This window comes from Desulforamulus reducens MI-1, from assembly GCF_000016165.1.
Taxonomy (GTDB): Bacteria; Bacillota; Desulfotomaculia; order Desulfotomaculales; family Desulfotomaculaceae; genus Desulfotomaculum; species Desulfotomaculum reducens.
On sequence record NC_009253.1, the window covers coordinates 2,200,651 to 2,225,883 of the forward strand.

Below are 25,233 nucleotides of genomic sequence, written 5' to 3' on the forward strand. Positions count from 1 at the left end.
CACCCGGTTGTGTTTTTACTATTGATCTATTGTGCATTCCTGCGGGTTCTTATCATACCGTAGTCCTTTATAACTGGGGTGCCTCAATCTACCCTCTGGACTGATTTCGGTAAATGTCACTTCGCAAATTAATGTCGGTTTAACCCAAACAGGAGATCGAAACTCTCCCCTAGGGGGAGTAAAAACCGATTCATCAATCTCTAATGGTTCCATTAGTCTCAATAATTTGTTCTCGTCATCTTTGCCAAAGCCGGTCCCTACCTTCCCCATGTATATCCATTTACCTTGATTAAAACCAACTAGTATCAGGGAACCTAGATGCCGGTGACCTTCTCCCTTTTCCCAACCGGCAATAACCCATTCTGCCGAATGAGTATTGCGTACTTTTTTCCAGACTGGTGACCTTTTCCCAGGCATGTATAAACTATCTAACCGTTTCGCCATCATTCCCTCAAGCCCAACTTTCTGAACTGCTTCATAAAATTTAATACCCGAACCATGTACATATTGAGATACAATCAAATGGGTTCCCGGCTCTATAATATCCTCAAGGACTTTTTTTCTGCTCTCCAGTGGTAAATTCATAATACTCTCGCCGTCTTTGTATAAAACATCAAAGGCAATAAAGCTTACAGGAAAACGTCTGGATAGCTGATTCACTTTTAAAGCATCCGTTATCTTTCCCCTAGATTGAAGTTTGCTAAAGGATGGTTTACCTTCCTCCAGCACTACAATTTCTCCATCCAATATGGCTGGTTTCTGTATAACTTTTTTATGTAAATTTTGCAATTCGGGAAACCTTTCCGTGAGATTTATTAAATTTCTTGAGAGAATGGTTGTTTGCTCACTTAGATAGACTAACCCACGGTAACCATCCCATTTTATTTCATATAAGTAATCATTGCTATCAAAGGGGTCTGCTGGTACAGCTAACATAGGTTTTACCTTTGGTAACTTACTGTTGTTCATGCCAATCCTTGTCCCCTTTTACGAGGCCGTGGCCTTTTTTGTCCTGGTGGTTTTCTTTTTAGTGGCATCTTTCTTTAATGCGTTATCCCTTTCCTGTTTGGCCAGATCAATACTTGCTTTCAATGCAGACATTAGATCTACCACTTTATCGGTTTGGACAGCAGGAACTGCTTCTACCTCTTCCCCAGCAATCTTTGCCTGGATCACTTCTAAAAGTTGTTGACGATATTCATCTGTGTATTTTTCCGGTTTAAAGGGTGCTGATAAATTATTAATAAGATTTACTGCCATTTTCAATTCATTTTCGTGAAGTTCTATTTCATAGTCCAATTCTGGAATACCACTTGGTTTTCTTACTTCATCTGGGTAAAACATGGTATTAATAGTAAGAACACCATCAGCCACCCTAAGAGCAGCAAGTGATTCTTTGTCCCGAATGATAACCTTAGCCACCGCCACTTTGCCAGTTTCTTGCATTGATCTTTTTAGTAATTCGTAGACCTTTTGTCCCCCTTCACCCGGCGCTAGATAGTAACCCTTATCAAAATAAAGAGGATCAATATCAGTTAAATCAACAAAGTCAACAATGTTAATGCTTTTTGTTTTTTCTCCAGGCAAGTTTTCAAAGTCTTCATCTTTCATCACCACATATTTACCCTTTTCATATTCATAGCCTTTTACAATTTCTTCGTTGTTTATTTCCGTATTACAATAGGGGCAATACCTACGATATTGAATGGGTGTTTTACATTTATCATGTAGATAATTAAATTTTATGCTTTTCTTTTCCGTGGCGGCATACATCTTAACCGGCACATACACTAAACCAAAACTTACTGCACCTTTCCAAAGGGGTCTCATAGTTCTCCTCCATTGTTTTTCTTGTAGTATGCCCGACTCTAGCAATGAAATGAATAACAAAAATCCACTGCCCTATATTTAGGGAGTGGATCTTTGGTATTTATAAAAATTTACGACTACCCTTTGCTCCATCAAAGGAGAATAAAGCAGCTTTATTGTCAATTTCAGTTTCAATGTAAACTGGTCGATTCCAAAGATTAAAGATATGCACCAGTGTCTTTTCTAGATATTTAATATCCAACTCCCGGTCTTCAAAAGCATGCTTAAGATAAAGTTCACCCCGTTGTTCATAGTCCCCATTTTCCACCATAATAACCGGAAATCCAGAATTGGTCATACTATAGACCAGATGGTCCCTCACTTTTTCCCAGTTTTTCTCCACTATTTTCCACTCATGGCCAATCTTCCGATAGAGGTACAAATCCAGTTCCTCAACTAACTCTTTCGTTAAGTAATTTCGCAGGAAAGAAATATCGTTGTCCATCTCTCTTATTTCAAACAACTTTTCTCTGCCGGCCCCTTCTCCATACTCTTTATCCCAGCGTTTTTCAATATCTTCCAACATTTTCAATCCGAGGTAATAGGGGTTAATGCTGTTGCGGGAGGGTAGAACTACGCCGGCATGCATCTTCGCAAATTCAATAGCTTCGGCCTCATTAATTTCCATTTCCCTCATTATTCTTAGATGCCAGTAAGAGGCCCATCCCTCATTCATGATTTTTGTTTGCATTTGTGGCCAGAAATAAAGCATTTCATCTCTCATCGTTGATAATATATCCAATTGCCATTCTTCCAAATCCCTGGCATTTTCCATAATAAACAAGAGAAGGTCCTTTTCCGGTTGTTCGGGTAATTTGGTCTGCTTGTTCTTTGAGCAATCACCCTGGCATTGACAAGAATGTTCTGGCTGATCTAACTTCCAAAGGTCGTCATAGGTTGCGTCCTGTTTTTTGCCACAACAGTTTTTCGTTTTGTTTATGCAATGCTCTTTTCGTTTTATCATTCTATGGGGATCTATGTGCTCCTGGATCGATAAAACTGAGTCAATAAAAGCCTCTACTTTTTGCTGTCCGTAAATCATTTCATATTGGCGAAATCTTTCTGCAGCTACAGCCATGGACTCAATGATATCCTTCGGGTTTGTATGGCTAAAGTAAATATTATTTTTAAAAAAGTCACAGTGGGCTAGTACATGTGCTGCCACCATTTTGTTTTGAATGATGGTATTACCCTCCAACAGAAATGCATAGCAAGGATCTGAATTAATAACCATTTCATAGATTCTGCTTAAATTATAATCATACTGTGTTTTCATCCTGTGATATGATTTCCCAAAGGACCAGTGTGTAAAACGAGTGGGCATGCCATAGGCACCAAAGGTGTAGATGATTTCCCCAGGGCATATTTCAAATCGCATCGGGTAAAAATCCAACTTAAAATCCTGAGCAATTTTAATTATTTTCGGAATACTCTCTTCTAATTGACGTAACTCCTCGTTGATTTGATCTCTCATATCATCTACCCTCCCCCTTGGTCGGGTTTTTTGAAAAAGGCTTTAAGTGCTGGATATACCCCTGTTTTATCCCGAATTGTTACACTAACAAAGGACGGGCTATTAATTTTTTTAAGGGATGAGTTAAGCGTACTGGTATAGTAATAGGGACCTTCTATTTCTCCATAACCAACCAAATTGCATTTGTTTAACAGTTCTTCAATTAAGCGTATGCATTTTTCATTATCACTGGAAAGGTTATCGCCATCTGAGAAGTGAAAGGCATAAATATTGTAATCTTCTTTAGGATATCGAGTATTAATGAGGTCTAAGGCAAGTTGATAAACCGAAGAACAACGCGTACCCCCGCTTTCCCCTTTGGTAAAGAATTCATCTTCGCTTACTTCTTTGGCTTCGGTATGATGGGCTAGAAAAACAATTTCTACGTTTTGGTATTTAGTACGCAGAAATCTTACCATCCAAAAGAAGAAGCTTCTGGCAATATATTTTTCAAAGGGACCCATAGATCCGGAGGTGTCCATCATCGCTAGTACCACTGCACTGGACTCATATTTTGGTATAACTTCCCATGTTTTATATCTTAAATCATCCGGCGTAATCCCATGAATACCCGGGTTACCCTTTAAGGCATTGCGTTTAAGGACTTCCAAAATAGTCCTTTTCCGATCAACATTGCTTTGGATACCATACTTTCTGACATCGCGAAATTCAATTGATTCTGAGGCCAATTGTTTATTCTTTTTTTCTTTCAGATTGGGCAGTCCCAAATCTTCAAAAACTATTTTTTCTATCTCATCAATGGTTACATCAGCTTCGTAGTAATCATGGCCTGCTTCCTCCCCCGCTCCGGGTCCATTACCCGGAGACTGTTGAGGATCACTCCCCAGTACGTCGCCAACTTTACTTTTACCATCTCCTTGCCCTGCATGTTTTTGCTTCCTGGCATCATAGCGAAATCGATATTGATCCAATGAGCGAATGGGTACTTTAACAACCCTACGCCCATCTGACAAAATAATACTTTCTTCACTAACAATATCCGCCAGGTTCTTTTTGATTGCTTCGCGTACCTTCTCCCGATGACGGTGTTGGTCAACTTCACCTTTACGGTGAAGCGACCAATCTTCTCTGGTAATAATAAAATTATAGGTCAAAGCCATCACTCCTAGCGACTTAACAAACTGCCCACATACTTCAAGAGTTCATTGGCACAAACAGGACAATATCCATGCTCAGCAATTAACCGTGCACTTACTTCATTAATTCTCTTTAACTGTTCGCCATCTGGTGTTTTGCTCGAGGTTGTAATCTTGACAATATCCTTTAAATCTGCAAACAATTTTTTCTCAATGGCTTCCCGTAATCTCTCATGGCTGTTGTAGTTAAATTTTTTATTTTTTCTGGCATAACTGGATAGACGGATTAAAATCTCCTCTCGGAAAGCTTTCTTAGCATTTTCCGAAATACCAATTTGTTCCTCTATGGAGCGCATTAACTTTTCATCGGGGTCCATTTCTTCATCTGTAATTGGGTCCTTGGTTTTAACACCGTTACAGTATGCCTCTACATTATCCAAATAGTTATTAAACAACACCTTGGCTGATTCTTCAAAGGAATATACAAAAGCCTTTTGCACTTCTTTTTTTGCCATTTCATCGTACTCTTTTCTGGCTACGGAGATAAAATTAAGCAACCTCTCCTTCTCTTCCTGCGTGATGGACGGATGCTGATCAAGTCCATCCTTAATAGCCCTAAGTACATCCAAAGGGTTAATACATTGCGTGTTTGTTCGAATCAGCGCCGAGGACAGGCGGTTTATAACATAGCGCGGATCAACCCCACTCATACCCTCATCAACGGCCTCATTATGAAGCTCTTTGAGATCCTTTTGTTTGAAGCCTTCTACATCTTCTCCATCATAAAGTTTCATTTTCTTAACAATATCCATCCCCTGTTTCTTGGATTCCTTCAACCTGGATAGAACCGAAAAAATGCTTGCCACCCTTAGGGCATGGGGAGCGATATGAATAGAGTTTAAATCACTTTGCTTAATAAGCTTTTCATAAATTTTCACTTCATCGGTAACCTTCAAATTATAAGGTATTTTCATGACAATGATCCGGGACTGAAGGGCTTCATTTTTCTTATTGCTGATAAATGTCCGATACTCATTTTCATTGGTATGGGCAATGATCATCTCGTCGGCATAGATTAAAGCAAACCGACCGGCTTTAAAATTTCCTTCCTGAGAAAGGGATAACAGATTCCATAAAAATTTTTCATCGCATTTTAGCATTTCCTGAAATTCCATTAATCCTCGGTTTGAAATATTTAATTCACCATCAAAGCGATAGGCCCTGGGGTCGGATTCTGAACCATACTCTGCAATGGTAGAAAAATCGATACTCCCGGTTAAGTCGGCAATATCTTGGGATTTGGGATCAGATGGTGTAAATGTACCAATCCCCACCCGTTCATCCTCTGATAAGAATATTCTTTCAACCTGTACATTTTCTATTTTACCGCCGTATTCTGTTTCCAACATCATTCGACAGGAAGGGCAAAGTTCCCCTTCAATATAAACTCCATATTCCTTAGAAAAGTCATCCCGCAATTCTTTAGGGATTAAATGTAAGGGTTCTTCATGCATGGGGCAACCTTTAATTCCATAAAGGGCTCCCTTTTCAGTTCTACTAAATTGTTCTAGTCCCTTTTTAAGCATTGCCACCAGTGTGGATTTTCCACCGCTGACAGGCCCCATCAATAACAAAATTCTCTTACGGACATCTAGTCTCCGAGCAGCTGGATGGAAATATTCTTCCACTAATTTTTCCAATGGATTATCCAAACCAAAAATCTCTTTGGAAAAGAATTTATAACCCCGCCCGCTCTCTTTTTCTTCCACACCTACTTCTCTAATCATATTGTATATTCTGGCATGAGCCAGTTGGGTTACATAGGGCTTTTTCTTTACAATCCTTATATAATCCTCAAAGGTACCTTCCCAGGCCAGACTATTCTCTAATGAACGGTAATCTTCTAAACGTTTCAAAAAATCCAATCTTTTATCACTCCTTTGCAGTGGAAATTAGCAGGGCAAAGACTTTCTATATGAATTTATATGCCGGTCCTTATATAAAAAGACGATTTGTAATAAAATGTAAAATTTGGTTTTAATTTTAGAAATTGTATGTGCCCGACTAATTCCAATCCTTCTATTTTTTAACTTTTGACTATTCTATTCTTCTAAGCAGAAAAGGTTCCCTGTAAAATTCCCCCTTGTCAGTGTTAATTTAAATATTTGGCTAGCTTGTTTCGGTTTTTTGCGATGGGAATTTTAGAAACAGGAACATAAAGACTGTACGTGATGTGTTAATTATTATTGCACAGGTGTAGATAAAACAACGGATGACAAGTAGAAAAATATTTAGGAAGCAGCTAAGTTCAGCAGGTAAGAGCGTTAGACAATATTAATTGATTTGCATATGGAGAGAGTTAACCCTGTCATGTGAGCCAGGGCTTTCTCTATTTTATTTCCATTATATAATGTAACTTAAGTTTGCTAGAAAGGGGGGGTTGTGAACTTGCAAATTAAAATAGCATAGCTCTTGCAAAATAAATTGGTACAATTTTAGGCCTTGAACAGGTGATTTTGCAAATTATCCTAACCTAAGGATTAAAATTTTGCACAATAGCACATTCTTTTGGTTTAACAAAATATGAACATAAAAATAAGTTCGGCTACTAGATGTAACCGAACTTAAAAATTTACATAGACATTTCTTGGACAGCCAATCGGACAACTTCCTCATCAATCGGTTCCTTTTTCATCTGATATCCAGACAATAGACAGTTGGTAGCTAGGTTATTTATCAGGCGTGGCCAACCTCTAGAATGAGAGGTAATGGCCGAAATGGCAGACTCACTAAATATTTGATGCCTTGCCCCGGCTAATTCTATGTGATGCTTTAGCGGTTTCTGAAGGGTAAAAAAAGGACTTCACCCCTGTTCTGGTAGAAGTTACAAGTACCAACAAATAACCACAGGAAATAAAGAGGTGAAAGCTTATATAAAATACAGTAGGAAACATATTTCACAGAATTCCGTATCTGGTGAATTACACATAACTGAATCCCAGTCCAGATTGCGTATGCATTAATAAGGGAGTATCGCTAGCTACTAAAACGTAGTTTTGCAACACTACCCTAGAACAATTTTCATTATGTTTTTCTACAAGCATATTAACTTTAAGTAACCATTTAATATCAATGATGATAATTCTTTTCCTGTTCAAGTTTTTCTTCATCAAGTTTTGTAATGATTAAATTTTTGTCATCCATCTGTGAGTGGTCGATGTTTAAAGTGGGTACCAAACTGTAACAAACTTCTTCTCCCTCAATCCACGTCAATAAATATTGCATGAAACCACCCCTCATGTTTGTATCTTGTATACAGTATTAATCTTGTGATTATTGTAGCAAATTAGAGGGTGCATGACAATGCTTTTCTTGTTAATTTTAATATTTATTTTTTCAAATATCTGTCTATCATTACTTTGACAGCTGCCTCTTCAAATTCATTCTCAAGTGGTATCAAATCCGTTTTTATCCCCCGCCGTTCAAGAGCGAGCTGTATTAACATGTCTGTAAACTTGCTATTCTTCGGTAAGAGAGGTCCATGTAAGTAGGAGCAAAAGACATTTTGATACCTTGCCCCCTCCGAGCCATCTTGTCCATTGTTACCATGACCAACAAGAACTTTTCCAAGTGGATCAAGATTACCAATAAAGGTTTGCCCTGAATGATTTTCAAATCCTACCACATTGACAGATTGATTTGCAATCTTCATTTCTAAAACAACATTGCCTATGAGCCTTTGCTGTCCAGCCTTCGTATAAAGGTCCAAAATACCTAAGCCGGGTATCTTCTGACCATCAGATGTTAAGTAGTATTGACCCAGCATCTGATACCCTCCACAAATGGCTAAGACCACAAGTCCTTTATCAATGGCTTCTTTTAGAGAATTCTTCCTTTGTAGCAAATCCGCTGCCATTAAATTCTGCTCTCGATCAGAACCTCCTCCAAGAAACAAGAAATCAATCTCATTAAAATCCACAGGTTCCCCTACATTAACTTCTATAAGTTCAACGGGGATTTTTCGCCAACAACAGCGCTGAACAAAGGCAATTACATTTCCCCTGTCACCATATAAATTTAGTAAATCAGGATATAGATGACAAACCTTTAACATTTAGTTCCTCCTTTTCTGCCAACCCCAACAATATTCTCTGGGCAGGCCAGAGGGCTGTATAAGTAGAAAAAAGGTAAATACTTTCTCCGGGATCTTCTAGTGCTTTTAGAATGGCGGCATCCATTTCTTGAATTACAGTAATTTTCTCCACGGGAACTCCAGCATATTTTAAACGCAGGGCCATTTCTTCACCCCGTAATCCTGAACAGGTAAAGGTTTCAATACTCTGATGCCCTTGGGCCAAATGTTCAAAATCCACATCCCAGAGCCAAGATATATCCCTACCGTCTGCATCGTTATCGTTTACTGCCATAAACACATTTTTAGATCCATGCAGACTCATGAGGGTAGTAATCCCCTCATTATAACCCGTGGGATTTTTAACTAGATTTAATATGGCACTCTTTCCTTTATAATTAAAAGTTTCCATTCTTCCAATGGCGGGTTTGTATTTAAGAAGTCCTTGTAAAATCTGTTCATTGTCAATTCCCACCAGATATCCCACTGTAAAAGCAGCCAGTGCATTATAAAGGTTGTAAAACCCTTGTGTATGAATGGCTAATTTTGTTTCACCACCAGGGTAGCGAATACGACATTGCAGGGCAATCCCCTGGTTTATTACATCGGATGCCTCAATCTCCGGGTCTTCCCGTTTAAATCCACATTGAGCACAGGCATAGGAACCCAGTTGGCTATACTGAAAGGAAAGATAGTATAGTTCATTCCCACAATGGGGGCAAAACCTAGATTCTCTGGTTTGCTTTGCTCCGTTTCCCGTACGCTGGTTTGGTGCTAACCCAAAAAAACTGGCATTATGTCCTGTGGCTTCTTTCATTTGAGCAACTAATGGATCGTCTGTATTTAAAACTAATTGTACATCAAGGAGGCTTTTTAAAGCTTCCTTGACCATTTTTACAGTTGTATCCAGTTCTCCGTAACGATCTAGCTGGTCTCGAAAGAAATTGTTTACTACAACAATCTGCGGTTTTACTTCTTTAACTACCTTTGGAAAGGATGCTTCATCCACTTCTAACAAGGCATAGTCACAATCAACCCGTCCCAACCAATCAGCGTATTTAATAAAGGCGGCCGTTACACCTGTTATTAAATTAGCACCCTCCTGGTTTAGGACCACCTTGTATCCCCCGTTCTGAATAACATTGGCAATCATATTATTAGTTGTGGTCTTTCCATTTGTGCCAGTAACCATTATAACACCCTTGCGAGCTTGTCCAGCCAAATCTCCTAATGTATCTTTGTAGATTTTCCTTGCCACTACACCGGGCAGCGAAGATCCTTTCCAACCCAATTTGCGACTAACAAAGCCGGCAAACTTGGCCGCTAAAACTGCCATTACAAGTCTTATGTTCATATAAGCAACCCACCGTTTTTCTAATTTTTATTTTATCCCTTTCCAAGTTAAGGTAAACTCATCTTGTAATCTATTGATTCTTACGATATGTTTACATAGACAAAATAATTTTCTGTCCCTCTGGTCATGATTGGACCTCTACCATTGCATTCAACCAATTCCTAAAACTTCTTTAGCTTTAGTTTAGTGTCTACCACGTGAATTATATCCCCGCAATACTGTGGCGTCAATAAATGAAATACTTTCGTCTAAACAGAAACATTATGGTAAGATATTACATATCATTTTAGGGGTGATACAATGTCAACACCAGGGCTAATTATAGCTAGTATCTTTTTCATTGTGGGAATGGCAGGTATTTTTCTTCCAATTTTACCCGGAGCCCCTTTGCTACTGGCCGGAATGCTTGTTTACGGTTTTTTTGAGCATTTTACTCACTTAACATGGCAGTTTTTTGCTGGCCAGTCTATTTTAGTTGCCTTTGTATTTGGTATTGATTATTTGGCTAGCATTTGGGGGGTTAAAAAATACGGGGGCTCAAAATACGCCGTCTGGGGTTCCATTATCGGTACCATTATGGGACTCTTTCTACTGGGCCCCCTTGGCGTCATAATAGGACCCTTTCTGGGTGCGGTATTTGGCGAATTAATTGTTTGCCGCAATTATAACCAGGCATTTAAAGCTGGTTTAGGTACACTAATTGGTTTTTTAGGAGGTGCACTTGCCAAACTATTTTTACAAATATTAATGATAATATGGTTCTTTAACGTTATTCAATAGGAAAATACAACAACCCGCCCCGAATATTGGGGCGAGTTGTATTACTCTGCATCTTCCTCCCGAGGTAATTCTTTATATGGTACAGGTTTACCTATTTCCATCCCACTATCTAAAACCCAAATGCCTTCAATATCCCTCTCAAAGCCCAACTCATCTTGGGCACAGATCATGCCGTTACTTAAAACCCCTCTTAGTTTACCCTTTTTTATTTTCTTACCTCCGGGAAGTTTAGCACCATGTAGTGCCACAGGAACCTTTAGATTGGGTGCAACATTCTTTGCTCCACACACTATTTGTAAAGGCTCTTCCTGCCCCACATTAACGGTACAAATAGTTAATTTTTCAGCATCTGGGTGTTTTTCAGTAGCGATAATTTCTCCCACAATAATTTTATCACTGGTTAATAATTCATCTATTTCTTGGATCACTTGGAATACTTCCTCCCATTCATCTTGTTCTAGATTATTATTATATCTGGAAAAATATTAAATAACAACAAAGCAAAATGACAAAAAGTCCACATTGGTGGACTTTTTACAGGTTGTGTGTAGGCAAGAGTTAAACCGCAAATCATGCAGTTAATAACCCCCACCATTATTGTATTCATTATACCGCAAAGCATGTAAAGGTCAATAGATTTGAATAATTTTCTAATAGTGCTTTTTTTCACAGGTACATTATCCTTTTCTTCATCTTTCTTAGCTTTATATTTTTTCAAAAAAACTTGAATGTCTAATTTGCCCCGCTTTTTCTTCCCTTAATACCTCCCGGATATCCCTTTCCCGTTCGAGCCATAGAGGACGGCACATTTGTTCAATCCGTGAGACCGTGCGTTCACCTATTAAATTTGTTAAATCTCCTGCCAGAATTAGATTGGTGGTTATGATTGTCGGTAATTCATGATTCACCCGATAGTTTATTATGTTATAAAGTTTATTTTTGGTCCACTCTGTATAGCTATGTGCACCTAAATCGTCCATAACTAATAAGGGTATTTCACAGGCAGCTTCCACGAGGGTATACTCTGAATAACCACCAGCGGCATTACTATAGCTGGCTTTTATTTTTTCTAACAAATCTGGAACAATTACAAACAAAACCTCTTTATCAGAATTACGTAACACTTGATTAACAATACAACAGGCCAAAAATGTTTTGCCCGACCCCACAGGCCCTTGAATCAATAGTCCCTCCGTCACTTTTCCCTTTATAAAATCCCTGGCAAATTCCTGAGCAAACAGATAGGTTTTTTGTGCTATTTCTAAATAAGTTCTTTTAGATAAAGGTTCTTTTAAAGATGAAGAATAATATCTAAAATCAAAATTGTTAAAGGAATGTTTTAGCATGGATTTTGGTATCTGGCAATTCTTGAATTTATTTTCCAGAGACCTTCTTTTAACACATTGGCAAGGGACCGCAAATTCACCCTCCATATAAATTCCCCTGTCCTGGCATTTATTACACTCAAATTTTGTTATCCTTTTTTCTTTGCTTGGGGTTTCCTTATTCCTTGCTTTTAAATCCTTAATTACCTTCTCAGGGTTAAAGTAATCCATCTTTCACCCTCCAATTTTGGATCTTATTTCATCAATTATTAAACTAATCAAGAATAATCATTTCATTATATTATTTTACCCTAACTGACTAGAATCTGGCCAGTTCCATATAAAAAGGAAAAAATTGTTGGTTATGGTTTTCAAACCCTCAAGTTAAGACTATAATAAATTTAGTAACGACATAAAGGAGTAACAAAAATGCTTGCACCTTGGGTTTGGAGCCTTGTAACACTGTTTTTCTGCATTGGCATCAGGAAATACCGTCCCCCTAAGAGCACACTGCCATCTTTACTGATGGCATGGTCATCAGTGGTATTTTTCGTTTCTTTGGTTCTTTTTATTGATGGTCTTATCATAAAACCTGCCAGTTTTTCTTGGGAACCAATGGTTTTATCCTTTGGTATTTTCCTTTTCTGCATACCATTGTATATTAAATATAACCAAGTCAAAAACAAGCAAGTTAAATCATCTAATAAGAAATCAAAAGTTCGTGCATGCTAAATATTGGAGGTGCTTTTTTGACCGATCTAAACATTCAATTTACCTGCCCTGATTGCGATCACTCCTTCTTTCTTGATTCCGAAGAAATATTAGAAAGTGAATTTCTCAAATGCCCTTCCTGTGGTTGTGCCCTTTCTGAAGAAGAGCTAAGGCATTTAAGAATTGCCATTAATTATATGAAAGAAAAGAGTACGCATTAATCTTTAGTACATACAAAAAACTTTATAGATGATATTTTTTTTAGGAGCATTCCTGTAAGGAAATAAAATGGTCTTTGTAAAAGAAAAGCACCTCCTGTAATATACTGGGTGTCGAGCTATCTAGGCGACCGACCCCTAATTTAATCACACAGGAGGTACTTCAAAATGAATTATAAACAAAAACAAAGAATTGAGCAACTCACTGAATCAACTTTAATTATTGGAGCCGATATTGCCAAATCTAAACACGTGGCACGTGCCCAGGATTTTAGGGGTATCGAGTTGGGGAAACGCTTGGTCTTTGACAACACTAGGGCGGGCTTAACCAAGCTGATGCATTGGATTAGAACCTTGATGGTAGAGCACGGTAAGGATCATGCTCTGGTAGGTATCGAACCCACAGGACACTACTGGTTACCAATGGCTGAGTTTTTGCGCAAAGAAGGTGTACCAGTTGTAGTTGTAAATCCGTTGCATGTTAAGAGAAGCAAGGAATTAGATGATAACTCGCCCACAAAGAACGACATCAAAGATGCAAGGGTAATTGCCCAATTAGTAAAAGATGGCCGTTACTCAGAACCCAACTTACCCACAGGTGTCTATGCGGAACTGCGGGTGGGAATGGTTCAAAGGGACCGTCTTAATCAAGACCTTAACCGAGTAAAAGGTAGAATCCACAACTGGCTTGACCGGTACTTCCCCGAGTACACAAGTGTTTTCAAAGATTGGGAAGGCAAAGCATCCTTGATGATATTAAATACTTGTCCACTCCCCCGGGAAGTCATCAAAACAGGCACAGAGGCAATTGTAACCCTGTGGAAAACTGAGATTAAACGGGCAGTTGGTATAAAAAGAGCTAACAAACTAATGCAGGTTGCTAGAGAATCCATCGGACTATCCACAGGGATAGAGTTTGCCCGTCATGAAATAAGGATGCTACTTGAACAATATGACATCCTGTGCAAACAGATGGAAATCCTGATGGAAGCAGTTCAAGAGTTACTGCAACAAATACCTGGAAGCACAGAAATGATGACCATTCCAGGAGTCGGTTTGGTTACAGTAGCCGGATTTCTTGCAGAAGTAGGCGACTTAAAAGGATATGAACATGGGCAACAAATCATAAAGTTGGCGGGCCTAAACCTAAAAGAGAACAGTTCTGGTAAACACAAGGGACAATCACGAATCAGTAAACGGGGGCGCCCCCGGCTGCGGGCCTTGTTATTTAAGACTGTGTTAGTCATGGTTGCAAAAAACCGAGAGTTTAAGGCCATCCACCAATATTTAATAACAAGGCATGGAAATCCCTTAAAGAAAAAGCAATCCATAGTTGCCCTCTGTGGAAAATTGATTCGTATTTTGTTCACCATAGGCAGTAAACAAACTCCATATGACGCGGAGCAAGTATTAGGCGTTGTACGCCAAGAGCAATTACAGGAAGCTGCTTAAAAGGCTATTAAATATTAACACTTATTCACAATGAATTGGATAGACAAACGAAGCACGGAGAAGCCGGGAACTAATATTTCCATACGGGCATGACCCAGCAAAGGAGCATACCTGGCCTCCACCCCTTGAGAGGTAGAACGAAGGAATGTAAGGGCCATATATTGGACCCCGTGAGACGTGGGAGGGTAAACCACAAGGGTACATGTGGAGATCCATTGTGCAACCATAATCTGTAAAATTAGGCGTAGCCTTTGATTGGCTACACCCCCACCAACCATATAATGTAATTTATTTAAAATTATTCCTTTGAACCTTGTTTGTATGTGCTTGAAATTGTAAGAATGAGTGAGTAAATGAAAGAAAAATTTATTTTATTGAGGGAGGTCTTAATATGTCGTATTTGGTAGATAGCCATCTACACGTAACTATGATGCCCTACGAAGGCCTACAAGCAATGTCAGAAGGCGGCGTAAAAAAAGTAATTAACTGTGCCATCGTTGTGAGTGCACACCACGCAGAAAGCTACTTTGATCATTTTCGTTTAATAACCGGCTTTTATAGAAAAAGTGCCGAAGGGTTGGGTATCAAACTTTACAGCACCATCGGCGTTCATCCAGCAGGCATACCCCATGATTGGACAAGAGTTGTCGACACCTTGCCTGAATACTTAAAACTAGAAGGTGTTGTAGGTCTGGGTGAAGTAGGTATGAATCAAGGTTCTCAATTAGAAAAAGATGTTTTAAAAGCCCAATTAGAAGTTGCACGGGATCAAAAGGTCCCAGTAATCGTTCATATTCCCTTTGAAAATAGACTTCAAATCACTGAGCTTACTCTTAACATCGCCTCCCAGGTGGGTATTCCCTCTCATTTATTGGTCATTGACCACACTAACCTTGATATCTTGGATAAGGTTAAGCAATTTGGCGCTGTCCCGGCTATTACCATTCGTCCTAGGAACGTAAGCCTTGAAGTCTTGCAAGAAAATATAAATCATTTTAAAGATGGTATGCTAAACTGTGATTTTAGCAACCTATTCCCCAATGATCCTACAGCCGTAATTAAAGCATTTAACTATCTTAAAGCCAACGGAGTAGATCAAGCTATTATTGACAATTTGACACGTAAACGTGCCGAAACCGTATTTAATATATAAGAAGAAAGCAGCTGGGAAACCCAGCTGCTTTCTTCTTATATATTAAGGTACCATTCCATCTGACATTCTTTGTTTTTCTTCTTTAGAATATCTACTGGATGCAACATTTAGCTCCAACCTCATCTCATTCTTTGTTTCTTTAGTAGGCTTTTTAATTTTTTCTGCCATAGTTTTTACCTCCGTAATTATTTATAGGTTACTGAACAGGTTTTAACTTTGCGGTAAAGTGTCTTAGGATTGGTGGTTCATAGGTAAATTCTAATCCTTTTAAAGCATTAGCCTTCTTGCTAACACTTATAAGTCCTTCGGCTATAATATCCATGTGGTTATAGGTATAGGTTCTTCTGGGTATGGTTAGTCTTAGTAGTTCCATCGGAGATTCAAGATTTTCACCAGTATCAGGATCTCTACCCAGCAGGAAAGAGCCAATTTCAACACTACGGACCCCAGTATCCAAGTAAAGTTCATTGGCAAGGGATTGTGCAGGGAACTGATAATAAGGGATGTGAGGCAGTATTTTCTTTGCATCAACAAATACTGCATGGCCGCCCGTAGGAAACTGAATGGGGACGCCCCCCTCCCTTAGTCGTTCACCCAAATAGGCAACTTGGCCAATCCGATAATCCAGATAGTCGTAATCCATACCTTCATAAAGGCCCCTAGCTAAAGCTTCCATATCTCTTCCTGCCAAACCACCATAGGTAATGAATCCTTCCATCGGAACCGTTCTTGCTGCACATTTGTTAAACAGATCTTCATCATCTTTGATGGCAAGAATACCACCTATATTTACAATGGCATCCTTCTTAGCACTCATTGTAAAGCCATCAGCATAGCTGTACATCTCTTTAACAATTTCAGGGATAGATTTGGCTGCATATCCTTCTTCCCTACTCTTAATAAAGTAAGCATTTTCGTAGGATCTCGCCGCATCAATAAACACACGTATCCCATGTCTTTTAGCAAGATCACTGGTCTGACGTATATTTTCCATCGATACCGGTTGCCCGCCCGAACTATTACAAGTAACTGTAATAATTACGCATGCAATGTTTTCAGCACCTTTTTCCTTAATGGTGGCTTCTAATTTATTCAGGTCAAAATTACCTTTAAAAGGATGGAATTTTTCCGTATCATAGGCGTCCTCAATAACCATATTGATAGCACGTCCACCAGCCATTTCAACATGACCTTTGGTTGTATCAAAGTGCATGTTGCTGATAAATAGATCTCCTGGCTTCTTAATAATAACAGGGAATAATACTTGCTCTGCCCCACGCCCCTGGTGCGTGGGAATAGTAAAGTTATAATCAAAGATATCTTTTACAGCATTTTTTAAGTTATGAAAGTTTCTACTACCTGAATAAGCTTCGTCACCCAACATAAGCCCAGCCCACTGATTATCACTCATAGCACCTGTGCCACTATCTGTTAAAAGGTCAATATACACTTCATCACTATTTAATAAAAATAGGTTGTATCCGGCCCTTTCCAGAGCACTTTGTCTTTCTTCCTTGCTAATCATTTTAATGGGCTCAACCATTTTAATTCTAAATGGTTCTGCTTTTGGTTGAACTTTTGTCATAGAAAAACCTCCATTTTAAAAGCAGTTTTTTGTTTATTCTTTGCTTATTATTTCAGTTCAAGATGTTTTTAATCCATATGGTAAATGGTATTTTGACCCACCCAATCCACCTTTTGTATGTTTATTTGCAGAAGTAGTTGAGGGCTGACAGAATCGTAACACCTATAGCAACCAAAAGGCTTAGATAGCTTACCCTTTTATTTTCAATAGAAGATAGTTTTAAGCCAATATAATCATAGGCTCGACTTTCCTTGTGTTTAATAATTTGCAACATTTGGCTAGATGATACCATAGAGTTTGTTATATCCGAAAAGATAGTAATGTTTTGATAGTCCAATACCTCTTGTTCAAATTCCCTCAAATCTTCTGAAATCATCATGATTTCATTAAGTTTATTTTCCCAACGTTTTTTCCACAGAAAAATCCCGGTCTCATAGTTCTTGATAGCCACAAATATCTGTTCTATTCTTTTATCAATTTTTCTTGCCTCGTTAAACAGTTCGCAAATCCAAATATTATCTATATCAATGGGCTGATCCTTATATCGCAATAAAACATCTTTTAAATCCGTATATTCGGCAATAAACTTATAGGAATCAAATTCTTCCCAATCTATATTGTAACTATCAGCACTGTTTGTAATTTGCCGCGCCCTTTCTAAACCCTTTTTCAACGCCTGGCCTTTTCGATACAAAAATCCACCTCCAGGATACATGTGAATATTCATGATTGATTTTTACTTCAACTTAAGATAACGTAAACTAAGAGTTAACAAGATTAATATTGGTTGCAAAACCCAATATTATTGCATGAAATTTTTAACTAAGGTGGTGATTAGGTCATTATAGCAAAAAATAAAGCCATTTTGCTTATTCATGGTTTTACCGGAGGACCCCATGAGGTGCTACCATTGGCTGAATATTTAAGAGGTAAGGGGTATCATGTTGTTACCCCTACATTAGCCGGACATCAATGCCCACCGAAACAACTAAAGAAAGTAACTTTTTTAGATTGGATACATTCTGCTGAATGTGAGTTAAAAGGATTACTTTCAGCCGGGTACCAAGCCTCTATAGTTGGTTTTTCCATGGGAGGATTAATCGGAATTCAACTGGCACAAAAATATCCACTGCAAGCCCTTGTTAACTTAAGCACTCCAATTTACATTTGGAATATGAAACAAATTACCCATAATATTCTTAAAGGTATTAAAAATAAAGACCATCGTCGAATAAATCAGTACATCTTTCAAGTTAGTCAAACACCCATTAATGCGGCCCTTAACTTTAAAATTCTTCTTTCAAAAACCAAACCATTAATTCCTTTAATCAAAACCTCTCATTTAATCATACAAGGTTTACAAGATGATACTGTCAATTTCAAGAGTGCAAACTATATTTATCAAAGATCAAGTGCTAAACATAAGGAACTTTTCTATCTTGATAAATCTGGACATTTAATCTGCTGTGATTTAGAAAAGGAACAGGTTTTTTTAATAGTTGAGTCTTTTTTAGGCAAACTATAAATAACCTTAAAACACCGTTTCTCAACCACTTGCTACGGGTCGGTAGGTAGTTTGACCAAACGACAATTGTTTTGTTCTTTTTTGGGTCTTTTGGTATAAAAAACAACACCCACAGTCATAAGACTGTGGGTGTTTAAAATTACTCTGGCGACGACCTACTCTCCCAGGAGCGTAAGCTCCAAGTACCATCGGCCCATATAACTATCTCTGGACAAATAATAAAAGCTTCAACCGCAATGGCTAATTAATAACCTTGTTATTAAGCCAATCGTTTCAAAGCCGTTGCGATCCTTAACTGCTGTGTTCGGGATGGGAACAGGTGTACCCCCTCCGGTATCGCCACCAGAAACTTTATGCTATTGGGTATTACTTTTAGGTCAGCCATGGACTGTGGGCCTTGGGCCATGAGCTTTTTGGCTTTTCCTTTGAGCAAACAATTTATGTTCTCTCAAAACTGAACAGCTATTTAGTATTGCGTCATATATTCTTAACCTTAGCTCACGGCTCATGGCACATGGCCTAAGGCTTGTTTTTGGTCAAGAACTCGATCTATTAGTACCGGTCAGCTGAAAACATTGCTGCTCTTACACTCCCGGCCTATCTACCATGTAGTCTTCATGGGATCTTACCCTTCTCGAAGTTCGAAATTCGTGGTTCGAAGTTCGATCTAAGTATTTCTTTTGGGTCTTTATTTTTAACAACCCAAAATTCTTACCCAAATTCGAACATCGAATGTCGAAACTCGAACTTCGAGAAGGTGGGAAACCTCATCTTGAAGGAGGCTTCGTGCTTAGATGCTTTCAGCACTTATCCCTTCCGGACTTAGTTACCCAGCACTACCGTTGGCACGATAGCTGGTACACCAGCGGTCCGTCCATCCCGGTCCTCTCGTACTAGGGACAGCTCTTCTCAAGTTTCCTGCGCCTGCGACGGATAGGGACCGAACTGTCTCACGACGTTCTGAACCCAGCTCACGTACCGCTTTAATGGGCGAACAGCCCAACCCTTGGGACCTACTTCAGCCCCAGGATGCGATGAGCCGACATCGAGGTGCCAAACCTCCCCGTCGATGTGGACTCTTGGGGGAGATAAGCCTGTTATCCCCGGGGTAGCTTTTATCCGTTGAGCGACGGCCCTTCCACTCAGAACCGCCGGATCACTAAGCCCTACTTTCGTACCAGCTCGACTTGTTGGTCTCGCTGTCAAGCTCCCTTTTGCCTTTACACTCTAACGTGCGATTTCCTTCCGCACTGAGGGAACCTTTGGGCGCCTCCGTTACCTTTTGGGAGGCGACCGCCCCAGTCAAACTGCCCACCTGACACTGTCCTCATTCCAGCTTCATGGAATTTAGTTAGAATTTCAATATCTAAAGGGTGGTATCCCAACGCTGACTCCACCTACACTGGCGTGCAAGCTTCTAAGTCTCCCACCTATCCTGTACATCAAATACCAAAACCCAATGTCAAGCTACAGTAAAGCTCCACGGGGTCTTTCTGTCCTGTCGCAGGTAGACGGCATCTTCACCGTCATTACAATTTCACCGAGCCCCTCGTTGAGACAGTGTCCAAATCGTTACGCCTTTCGTGCGGGTCGGAACTTACCCGACAAGGAATTTCGCTACCTTAGGACCGTTATAGTTACGGCCGCCGTTTACTGGGGCTTCGGTTCTATGCTTCAGTTTCCTTAACATTTCCCCTTAACCTTCCAGCACCGGGCAGGCGTCAGCCCCTATACGTCAGCTTTCGCTTTAGCAGGGACCTGTGTTTTTGGTAAACAGTCGCTTGGACCTTTTCTCTGCGGCCTCTTCTCGCTCCAATCGTACAATTTTCACGATACCGAGGCACCCCTTCTCCCGAAGTTACGGGGTCATTTTGCCGAGTTCCTTAACGAGGGTTCTCTCGCGCGCCTTAGGATTCTCACCCCACCTACCTGTGTCGGTTTGCGGTACGGGCACCAACTTACCTCGTTAGAAGCTTTTCTTGGCAGTTTGGGATCAGTTACTTCGCTACTTGTTTTCGCTCCCCGTCACCTCTCAGGTTTTATGTAAGACGGATTTGCCTATCTTACACCCTACGGGCTTGGACCAGCTTTTCCAACCGCTGGCTTAACTTACCCTCCTGCGTCACTCCATCCTCATACGGTTTTTGGTGGTATCGGATTTTCAACCGATTGTCCATCGCCTACGCCTTGCGGCCTCGGCTTAGGTCCCGACTTACTCTGGGCGGACGAACCTTCCCCAGAAATCCTTAGGTTTTCGGCGGGCAGGATTCTCACCTGCCTTTTCGCTTACTCATACCGGCATTCTCACTTCTTACCTCTCCACAGCTCCTTTCGGTACTGCTTCAATGTGGTAAGAACGCTCCCCTACCATTCTCGAAGTTCGATATTCGAATTTCGAAATTCGATTATTTCCAAGTTTGTATCAGTTTGTTTAGTTGCCTTCCTAGATGATCGTATTCCTCTTTAAAACCTTCATACTGATCTGATATATATCCAAGGTCTTTGATCATATCTAGTAAAACTGCAACCTCATTACAGGATCCAAGTGCATTTATTAAGAACCTCTTAAAATCATCTACATAGTTCTTTCTACCGTATCCTTCGGCTATATTAAGCGGTATTGATACGGCCGCACGTCTTATTTGGCTCCCTATCTCATACAACTCATGCTGCGGAAAACCCTTTGTTGTTTTGTGTATTTGAAGAGCCAGTTTATATCCCCTCTTGTACACTTCAAGATCATGATAATCTTTTATCATGTGAGTTTTCCTTTCGAACATCGAATCTCGAATATCGAACCTCGAGAATCCAAAGCTTCGGTGATATACTTAGCCCCGTTACATTTTCGGCGCAGGGTCACTTGACCAGTGAGCTATTACGCACTCTTTAAATGGTGGCTGCTTCTAAGCCAACATCCTGGTTGTCTTAGCAACCCCACATCCTTTTCCACTTAGTATATCTTTGGGACCTTAGCTGTTGGTCTGGGCTGTTTCCCTTTTGACTACGAATCTTAGCACCCGCAGTCTGACTCCCGGTTTCTAAAATAACGGCATTCGGAGTTTGATTGGGTTCGGTAACCCGTGAAGGCCCCTAGCCCATTCAGTGCTCTACCTCCGTTATTCATCCACCGAGGCTAGCCCTAAAGCTATTTCGGGGAGAACCAGCTATCTCCTGGTTCGATTGGCATTTCACCCCTACCCACACCTCATCCGCCTCCTTTTCAACGAAGGTCGGTTCGAGCCTCCACTTTATTTTACTAAAGCTTCACTCTGGACATGGGTAGATCACCAGGTTTCGGGTCTACTCCAACGTACACTCTCGCCCTTTTAAGACTCGCTTTCGCTTTGGCTCCGGCTTTCCTGCCTTAACCTGCACGTTAGATGTAACTCGCCGGTCCGTTCTACAAAAAGTACGCCGTCACACTTCGAAGTTCGATGTTCGAAGTTCGTGGTTCGATACACGCATTCCTTTAGGGTCTTTTTTACTTGACCCGTAAGATATGACATGCATTCGAATTTCGAATCTCGAATATCGAACCTCGAATAGTGCTCCGACAGTTTGTAGGCATACGGTTTCAGGTTCTTTTTCACTCCCCTCCCGGGGTGCTTTTCACCTTTCCCTCACGGTACTGGTTCACTATCGGTCGCTATGGGTATTTAGCCTTGGGGGGTGGTCCCCCCTGATTCCCACGGGGTTTCTCGTGTCCCGCGGTACTTGGGATTTCCTCTGTAATGTTCAACCTTTCGTCTACAGGTGTTTTACCTTCTGTGCAGCACCTTTCCAGGTGTCTTCGACTAGGTCTAGTTATCACGTGATGAGGGTCCCGCAACCCCAGATTTCCGAAGAATTCTGGTTTAGGCTCGCCCCTTTTCGCTCGCCGCTACTTGGGGGTTCGATGTTTCTTTCTCTTCCTCCGGGTACTTAGATGTTTCAGTTCCCCGGGTGCCCTCCTCTATGCCTATGGATTCAGCATAGGGTGACGGAGGTTTGCTCCGCCGGGTTGCCCCATTCGGGTACCCACGAATCAATGCCTGCTTGCGGCTCCTCGTGGCTTTTCGCAGCTTACCGCGCCCTTCTTCGGCCCTTAGCGCCTAGGCATCCACCGTATGCCCTTTCTTTCTTGACCAATCTTGCTTTTCGGCTCGGTTACTTTTGGTAACCTACTGAAATTGTTTTTGTCGACGCTTTACTTGTCGCTGTTCAGTTTTCAAAGAACAAATGCAATGCTCTTAGGCATTTCTTTTGGGTCGGCCTTGGGCTGTGTGCCTTTTGGCTGTTAGCTCAAGTCAAACCCTTTTGTTTTATCCAATCACTAAGCGACTGGATTTATATCTTACTTCAAGAGAACCATTTTATCAACCGGTATTTCTTGGTTGATGCTACCAGCCTTTGCCTTACCACTCAGCTTAAAAAGCTCATGGCCCATGGCTCATAGCTAGACCCCAAAGGATTACCTTTGAGGTACGGTCTCTCAAAACTAAACAGGTTGATGATGAATGACCGACCTTAGATAATTAGCTTTCGCTAATTTCTCCTTAGAAAGGAGGTGATCCAGCCGCACCTTCCGATACGGCTACCTTGTTACGACTTCACCCCAATCATCGGCCCCACCTTCGACGGTTGCCTCCTTGCGGTTAGCTCACCGGCTTCGGGTGTTGTCAACTTTCGTGGTGTGACGGGCGGTGTGTACAAGGCCCGGGAACGTATTCACCGCAGTATGCTGACCTGCGATTACTAGCGATTCCGACTTCATGTAGTCGAGTTGCAGACTACAATCCGAACTGGGACCGGCTTTCTCAGGTTTGCTCCACCTCACGGCTTCGCTTCCGTCTGTACCGGCCATTGTAGTACGTGTGTAGCCCAGGACATAAGGGGCATGATGATTTGACGTCATCCCCACCTTCCTCCGTTTTGTCAACGGCAGTCACATTAGAGTTCCCACCTTTACGTGCTGGCAACTAATGTTAGGGGTTGCGCTCGTTGCGGGACTTAACCCAACATCTCACGACACGAGCTGACGACAACCATGCACCACCTGTCTCTACGTTATCCCGAAGGATAAGGCTCATATCTCTATGAGTTTCGTAGGATGTCAAGCCCTGGTAAGGTTCTTCGCGTTGCGTCGAATTAAACCACATACTCCACCGCTTGTGCGGGCCCCCGTCAATTCCTTTGAGTTTCAGTCTTGCGACCGTACTCCCCAGGCGGAGTGCTTATTGTGTTTACTGCGGCACTGCAGGGGTCGATACCCGCAACACCTAGCACTCATCGTTTACGGCGTGGACTACCAGGGTATCTAATCCTGTTCGCTCCCCACGCTTTCGCGCCTCAGTGTCAGTTACAGTCCAGAGAGCCGCCTTCGCCACTGGTATTCCTCCCAATATCTACGCATTTCACCGCTACACTGGGAATTCTGCTCCCCTCTCCTGCACTCAAGTCCACCAGTATCAGAGGCAATCACGGGGTTGAGCCCCGAACTTTCACCTCTAACTTAATGCACCACCTACGCGCCCTTTACGCCCAGTAAATCCGGACAACGCTCGCTCCCTACGTATTACCGCGGCTGCTGGCACGTAGTTAGCCGGAGCTTACTCTTCAGGTACCGTCATTTGTTCTTCCCTGAAAACAGAGGTTTACAACCCGAAGGCCTTCTTCCCTCACGCGGCGTTGCTCCGTCAGGCTTTCGCCCATTGCGGAAGATTCCCCACTGCTGCCTCCCGTAGGAGTCTGGGCCGTGTCTCAGTCCCAGTGTGGCCGTTCGCCCTCTCAGGCCGGCTACCCATCGTCGCCTTGGTGGTCCGTTACACCACCAACTAGCTAATGGGACGCGGATCCATCTGATAGCACGATAGCTTTCCTTGCAAAGCCATGCGACTCCGCAAGCGTATCCGGTATTAGCAGCCGTTTCCAGCTGTTATCCCGGTCTACCAGGCAGGTTATCCACGCGTTACTCACCCGTTCGCCACTATCTTCGAAGTTCGACGTTCGAAATTCGTGATTCGATCCAAGCATTTCTTTGGGGTCTTTTAAATGACCCTTAAGCTTTACTCGAACTCAAAATTCGAACCTCGAATGTCGAACCTCGAAGACCGTTCGACTTGCATGTGTTAAGCACGCCGCCAGCGTTCGTCCTGAGCCAGGATCAAACTCTCCGTAAAATATTTCGCAATATTTTAAAGAGTTTTTGGCTCTTTTCTTATCCTTGATTTACTCGCTAGCGTTTTTTAACGCTTGACGAGGATGTTTTTTGTGGTCATTCATAGTTTCATCTTTACGATGACTTTTGACTTGACCTTTTTCATCCATCATCTGCTGTTTAGTTTTCAAAGACCAGTTTGTTTTAGCTTGTCCCGGCCTCGCGACCGGAATTTTATTTTACCATGCTTCTCACTCAGTTTCAAGTGAAAGTTTTTGGTAGTTTTCTCACTGCCTCAAGCAGCGGCAGGAATCTTATCTTACCACTCCCAGTTATCTTCTTGCAAGTGGTAATTTTTGATCATCACCTTGCGGCGACATTAT

At 41.1% G+C, this 25,233-nt stretch carries 21 protein-coding genes and 3 rRNA genes; 5 read left to right on the forward strand and 19 right to left on the reverse strand.

Annotated features, from left to right (window positions below; genetic code table 11):
- Positions 1-18: 18 nt before the first annotated feature.
- The 8 genes from ligD to DRED_RS10705 all read right to left on the reverse strand — a co-directional run bounded on the left by ligD (position 19) and on the right by DRED_RS10705 (position 9,965).
- Positions 19-969 carry a non-homologous end-joining DNA ligase gene (gene ligD, locus DRED_RS10675; protein ID WP_011878329.1) on the reverse strand — a complete coding sequence of 317 codons (951 nt, stop codon included), beginning with the start codon at positions 967-969 and terminating at the stop codon, positions 19-21.
- 18 nt (positions 970-987) lie between these two features.
- Positions 988-1,830, reverse strand: a complete 843-nt coding sequence (gene ku, locus DRED_RS10680; protein ID WP_011878330.1) for a non-homologous end joining protein Ku — start codon at positions 1,828-1,830, stop codon at positions 988-990.
- A 100-nt stretch (positions 1,831-1,930) separates the two neighbouring features.
- Entirely contained in the window at positions 1,931-3,343 is a 1,413-nt protein-coding gene (locus DRED_RS10685) for a SpoVR family protein (RefSeq protein ID WP_011878331.1), read from the reverse strand.
- 5 nt (positions 3,344-3,348) lie between these two features.
- The gene (gene yhbH, locus DRED_RS10690) at positions 3,349-4,503 is read right to left on the reverse strand and encodes a sporulation protein YhbH (protein ID WP_041274588.1); all 1,155 of its coding nucleotides are present in this window, start codon (positions 4,501-4,503) and stop codon (positions 3,349-3,351) included.
- 5 nt (positions 4,504-4,508) lie between these two features.
- The gene (locus tag DRED_RS10695) at positions 4,509-6,404 is read right to left on the reverse strand and encodes a PrkA family serine protein kinase (protein ID WP_011878333.1); all 1,896 of its coding nucleotides are present in this window, start codon (positions 6,402-6,404) and stop codon (positions 4,509-4,511) included.
- 1,204 nt (positions 6,405-7,608) lie between these two features.
- Entirely contained in the window at positions 7,609-7,764 is a 156-nt protein-coding gene (locus tag DRED_RS19075) for a hypothetical protein (RefSeq protein ID WP_198006891.1), read from the reverse strand.
- A gap of 103 nt (positions 7,765-7,867) precedes the next feature.
- Positions 7,868-8,593, reverse strand: a complete 726-nt coding sequence (locus DRED_RS10700) for a type 1 glutamine amidotransferase (RefSeq protein WP_011878334.1) — start codon at positions 8,591-8,593, stop codon at positions 7,868-7,870.
- Positions 8,565-9,965 (reverse strand): MurT ligase domain-containing protein, encoded by a 1,401-nt coding sequence (locus tag DRED_RS10705; RefSeq protein WP_011878335.1) that lies wholly within the window; start codon positions 9,963-9,965, stop codon positions 8,565-8,567. Before DRED_RS10705 ends, DRED_RS10700 begins: the two co-directional genes overlap by 29 nt.
- Positions 9,966-10,265: 300 nt before the next feature.
- Here DRED_RS10705 and DRED_RS10710 point away from each other — a divergent pair, with 300 nt between their 5' ends.
- Positions 10,266-10,745, forward strand: coding sequence for a DUF456 domain-containing protein (locus DRED_RS10710; protein WP_011878336.1), 480 nt, complete (start codon positions 10,266-10,268; stop codon positions 10,743-10,745).
- A 41-nt stretch (positions 10,746-10,786) separates the two neighbouring features.
- Here DRED_RS10710 and ytpR read toward each other — a convergent pair whose 3' ends face one another.
- From ytpR to DRED_RS18755, 4 genes are all read right to left on the reverse strand, one after another.
- Positions 10,787-11,173, reverse strand: a complete 387-nt coding sequence (gene ytpR, locus DRED_RS10715; RefSeq protein ID WP_011878337.1) for a YtpR family tRNA-binding protein — start codon at positions 11,171-11,173, stop codon at positions 10,787-10,789.
- Between the two features lie 29 nt (positions 11,174-11,202).
- Positions 11,203-11,463, reverse strand: a complete 261-nt coding sequence (locus DRED_RS10720) for a hypothetical protein (protein ID WP_011878338.1) — start codon at positions 11,461-11,463, stop codon at positions 11,203-11,205.
- The gene (locus DRED_RS10725; RefSeq protein WP_011878339.1) at positions 11,450-12,301 is read right to left on the reverse strand and encodes an ATP-binding protein; all 852 of its coding nucleotides are present in this window, start codon (positions 12,299-12,301) and stop codon (positions 11,450-11,452) included. Before DRED_RS10725 ends, DRED_RS10720 begins: the two co-directional genes overlap by 14 nt.
- Positions 12,302-12,471: 170 nt before the next feature.
- Complete coding sequence (locus tag DRED_RS18755) at positions 12,472-12,720, reverse strand: hypothetical protein (protein ID WP_156779643.1); 249 nt, start codon at positions 12,718-12,720, stop codon at positions 12,472-12,474.
- Positions 12,721-12,819: 99 nt separating this feature from the next.
- On the opposite strand from DRED_RS18755, the gene DRED_RS10735 reads away from it, so the two are divergent.
- Both DRED_RS10735 and DRED_RS10740 read left to right on the forward strand, forming a co-directional pair.
- Complete coding sequence (locus DRED_RS10735) at positions 12,820-13,002, forward strand: hypothetical protein (protein ID WP_041274589.1); 183 nt, start codon at positions 12,820-12,822, stop codon at positions 13,000-13,002.
- Between the two features lie 165 nt (positions 13,003-13,167).
- Positions 13,168-14,451, forward strand: a complete 1,284-nt coding sequence (locus DRED_RS10740) for an IS110 family RNA-guided transposase (protein ID WP_011876735.1) — start codon at positions 13,168-13,170, stop codon at positions 14,449-14,451.
- Positions 14,452-14,465: 14 nt separating this feature from the next.
- Here the strand turns inward: DRED_RS10740 and DRED_RS18760 are convergent, their stop codons facing one another.
- The gene (locus DRED_RS18760) at positions 14,466-14,609 is read right to left on the reverse strand and encodes a hypothetical protein (RefSeq protein WP_156779556.1); all 144 of its coding nucleotides are present in this window, start codon (positions 14,607-14,609) and stop codon (positions 14,466-14,468) included.
- A 233-nt stretch (positions 14,610-14,842) separates the two neighbouring features.
- Here DRED_RS18760 and DRED_RS10750 point away from each other — a divergent pair, with 233 nt between their 5' ends.
- Positions 14,843-15,604, forward strand: a complete 762-nt coding sequence (locus tag DRED_RS10750) for a TatD family hydrolase (protein ID WP_011878341.1) — start codon at positions 14,843-14,845, stop codon at positions 15,602-15,604.
- 42 nt (positions 15,605-15,646) lie between these two features.
- Here DRED_RS10750 and DRED_RS19580 read toward each other — a convergent pair whose 3' ends face one another.
- The 3 genes from DRED_RS19580 to DRED_RS10760 all read right to left on the reverse strand — a co-directional run bounded on the left by DRED_RS19580 (position 15,647) and on the right by DRED_RS10760 (position 17,883).
- Positions 15,647-15,772 carry a hypothetical protein gene (locus DRED_RS19580; protein ID WP_274376889.1) on the reverse strand — a complete coding sequence of 42 codons (126 nt, stop codon included), beginning with the start codon at positions 15,770-15,772 and terminating at the stop codon, positions 15,647-15,649.
- A gap of 28 nt (positions 15,773-15,800) precedes the next feature.
- The gene (locus DRED_RS10755; RefSeq protein WP_011878342.1) at positions 15,801-17,189 is read right to left on the reverse strand and encodes a tryptophanase; all 1,389 of its coding nucleotides are present in this window, start codon (positions 17,187-17,189) and stop codon (positions 15,801-15,803) included.
- Positions 17,190-17,310: 121 nt separating this feature from the next.
- Positions 17,311-17,883, reverse strand: a complete 573-nt coding sequence (locus DRED_RS10760; RefSeq protein WP_011878343.1) for a hypothetical protein — start codon at positions 17,881-17,883, stop codon at positions 17,311-17,313.
- Positions 17,884-18,054: 171 nt separating this feature from the next.
- On the opposite strand from DRED_RS10760, the gene DRED_RS10765 reads away from it, so the two are divergent.
- Positions 18,055-18,714, forward strand: coding sequence for an alpha/beta hydrolase (locus DRED_RS10765; RefSeq protein ID WP_238442505.1), 660 nt, complete (start codon positions 18,055-18,057; stop codon positions 18,712-18,714).
- Between the two features lie 142 nt (positions 18,715-18,856).
- Here the strand turns inward: DRED_RS10765 and rrf are convergent.
- The 3 genes from rrf to DRED_RS10780 all read right to left on the reverse strand — a co-directional run bounded on the left by rrf (position 18,857) and on the right by DRED_RS10780 (position 24,872).
- Positions 18,857-19,061 (reverse strand): 5S ribosomal RNA (gene rrf / locus DRED_RS19820).
- Positions 19,062-19,246: 185 nt separating this feature from the next.
- A 23S ribosomal RNA gene (locus tag DRED_RS10775) occupies positions 19,247-22,840 on the reverse strand.
- A gap of 413 nt (positions 22,841-23,253) precedes the next feature.
- Positions 23,254-24,872: ribosomal RNA gene (locus tag DRED_RS10780) — 16S ribosomal RNA — on the reverse strand.
- The 16S, 23S and 5S rRNA genes sit together here, the layout of an rRNA operon.
- Positions 24,873-25,233: the final 361 nt, after the last annotated feature.

Bases quoted from the DNA above. Each gene is read 5' to 3' on its own strand.
- ligD (WP_011878329.1), bottom strand. From the start codon at position 969: ATGAACAACAGTAAGTTACCAAAGGTAAAACCTATGTTAGCTGTACCA.
- ku (WP_011878330.1), bottom strand. From the start codon at position 1,830: ATGAGACCCCTTTGGAAAGGTGCAGTAAGTTTTGGTTTAGTGTATGTG.
- DRED_RS10685 (WP_011878331.1), bottom strand. From the start codon at position 3,343: ATGAGAGATCAAATCAACGAGGAGTTACGTCAATTAGAAGAGAGTATT.
- yhbH (WP_041274588.1), bottom strand. From the start codon at position 4,503: ATGGCTTTGACCTATAATTTTATTATTACCAGAGAAGATTGGTCGCTT.
- DRED_RS19075 (WP_198006891.1), bottom strand. From the start codon at position 7,764: ATGCAATATTTATTGACGTGGATTGAGGGAGAAGAAGTTTGTTACAGT.
- DRED_RS10700 (WP_011878334.1), bottom strand. From the start codon at position 8,593: ATGTTAAAGGTTTGTCATCTATATCCTGATTTACTAAATTTATATGGT.
- DRED_RS10705 (WP_011878335.1), bottom strand. From the start codon at position 9,965: ATGAACATAAGACTTGTAATGGCAGTTTTAGCGGCCAAGTTTGCCGGC.
- DRED_RS10710 (WP_011878336.1), top strand. From the start codon at position 10,266: ATGTCAACACCAGGGCTAATTATAGCTAGTATCTTTTTCATTGTGGGA.
- DRED_RS10725 (WP_011878339.1), bottom strand. From the start codon at position 12,301: ATGGATTACTTTAACCCTGAGAAGGTAATTAAGGATTTAAAAGCAAGG.
- DRED_RS18755 (WP_156779643.1), bottom strand. From the start codon at position 12,720: ATGCAGAAAAGGAAAATACCAAAGGATAAAACCATTGGTTCCCAAGAA.
- DRED_RS10740 (WP_011876735.1), top strand. From the start codon at position 13,168: ATGAATTATAAACAAAAACAAAGAATTGAGCAACTCACTGAATCAACT.
- DRED_RS18760 (WP_156779556.1), bottom strand. From the start codon at position 14,609: ATGGCCCTTACATTCCTTCGTTCTACCTCTCAAGGGGTGGAGGCCAGG.
- DRED_RS10750 (WP_011878341.1), top strand. From the start codon at position 14,843: ATGTCGTATTTGGTAGATAGCCATCTACACGTAACTATGATGCCCTAC.
- DRED_RS19580 (WP_274376889.1), bottom strand. From the start codon at position 15,772: ATGGCAGAAAAAATTAAAAAGCCTACTAAAGAAACAAAGAATGAGATG.
- DRED_RS10755 (WP_011878342.1), bottom strand. From the start codon at position 17,189: ATGACAAAAGTTCAACCAAAAGCAGAACCATTTAGAATTAAAATGGTT.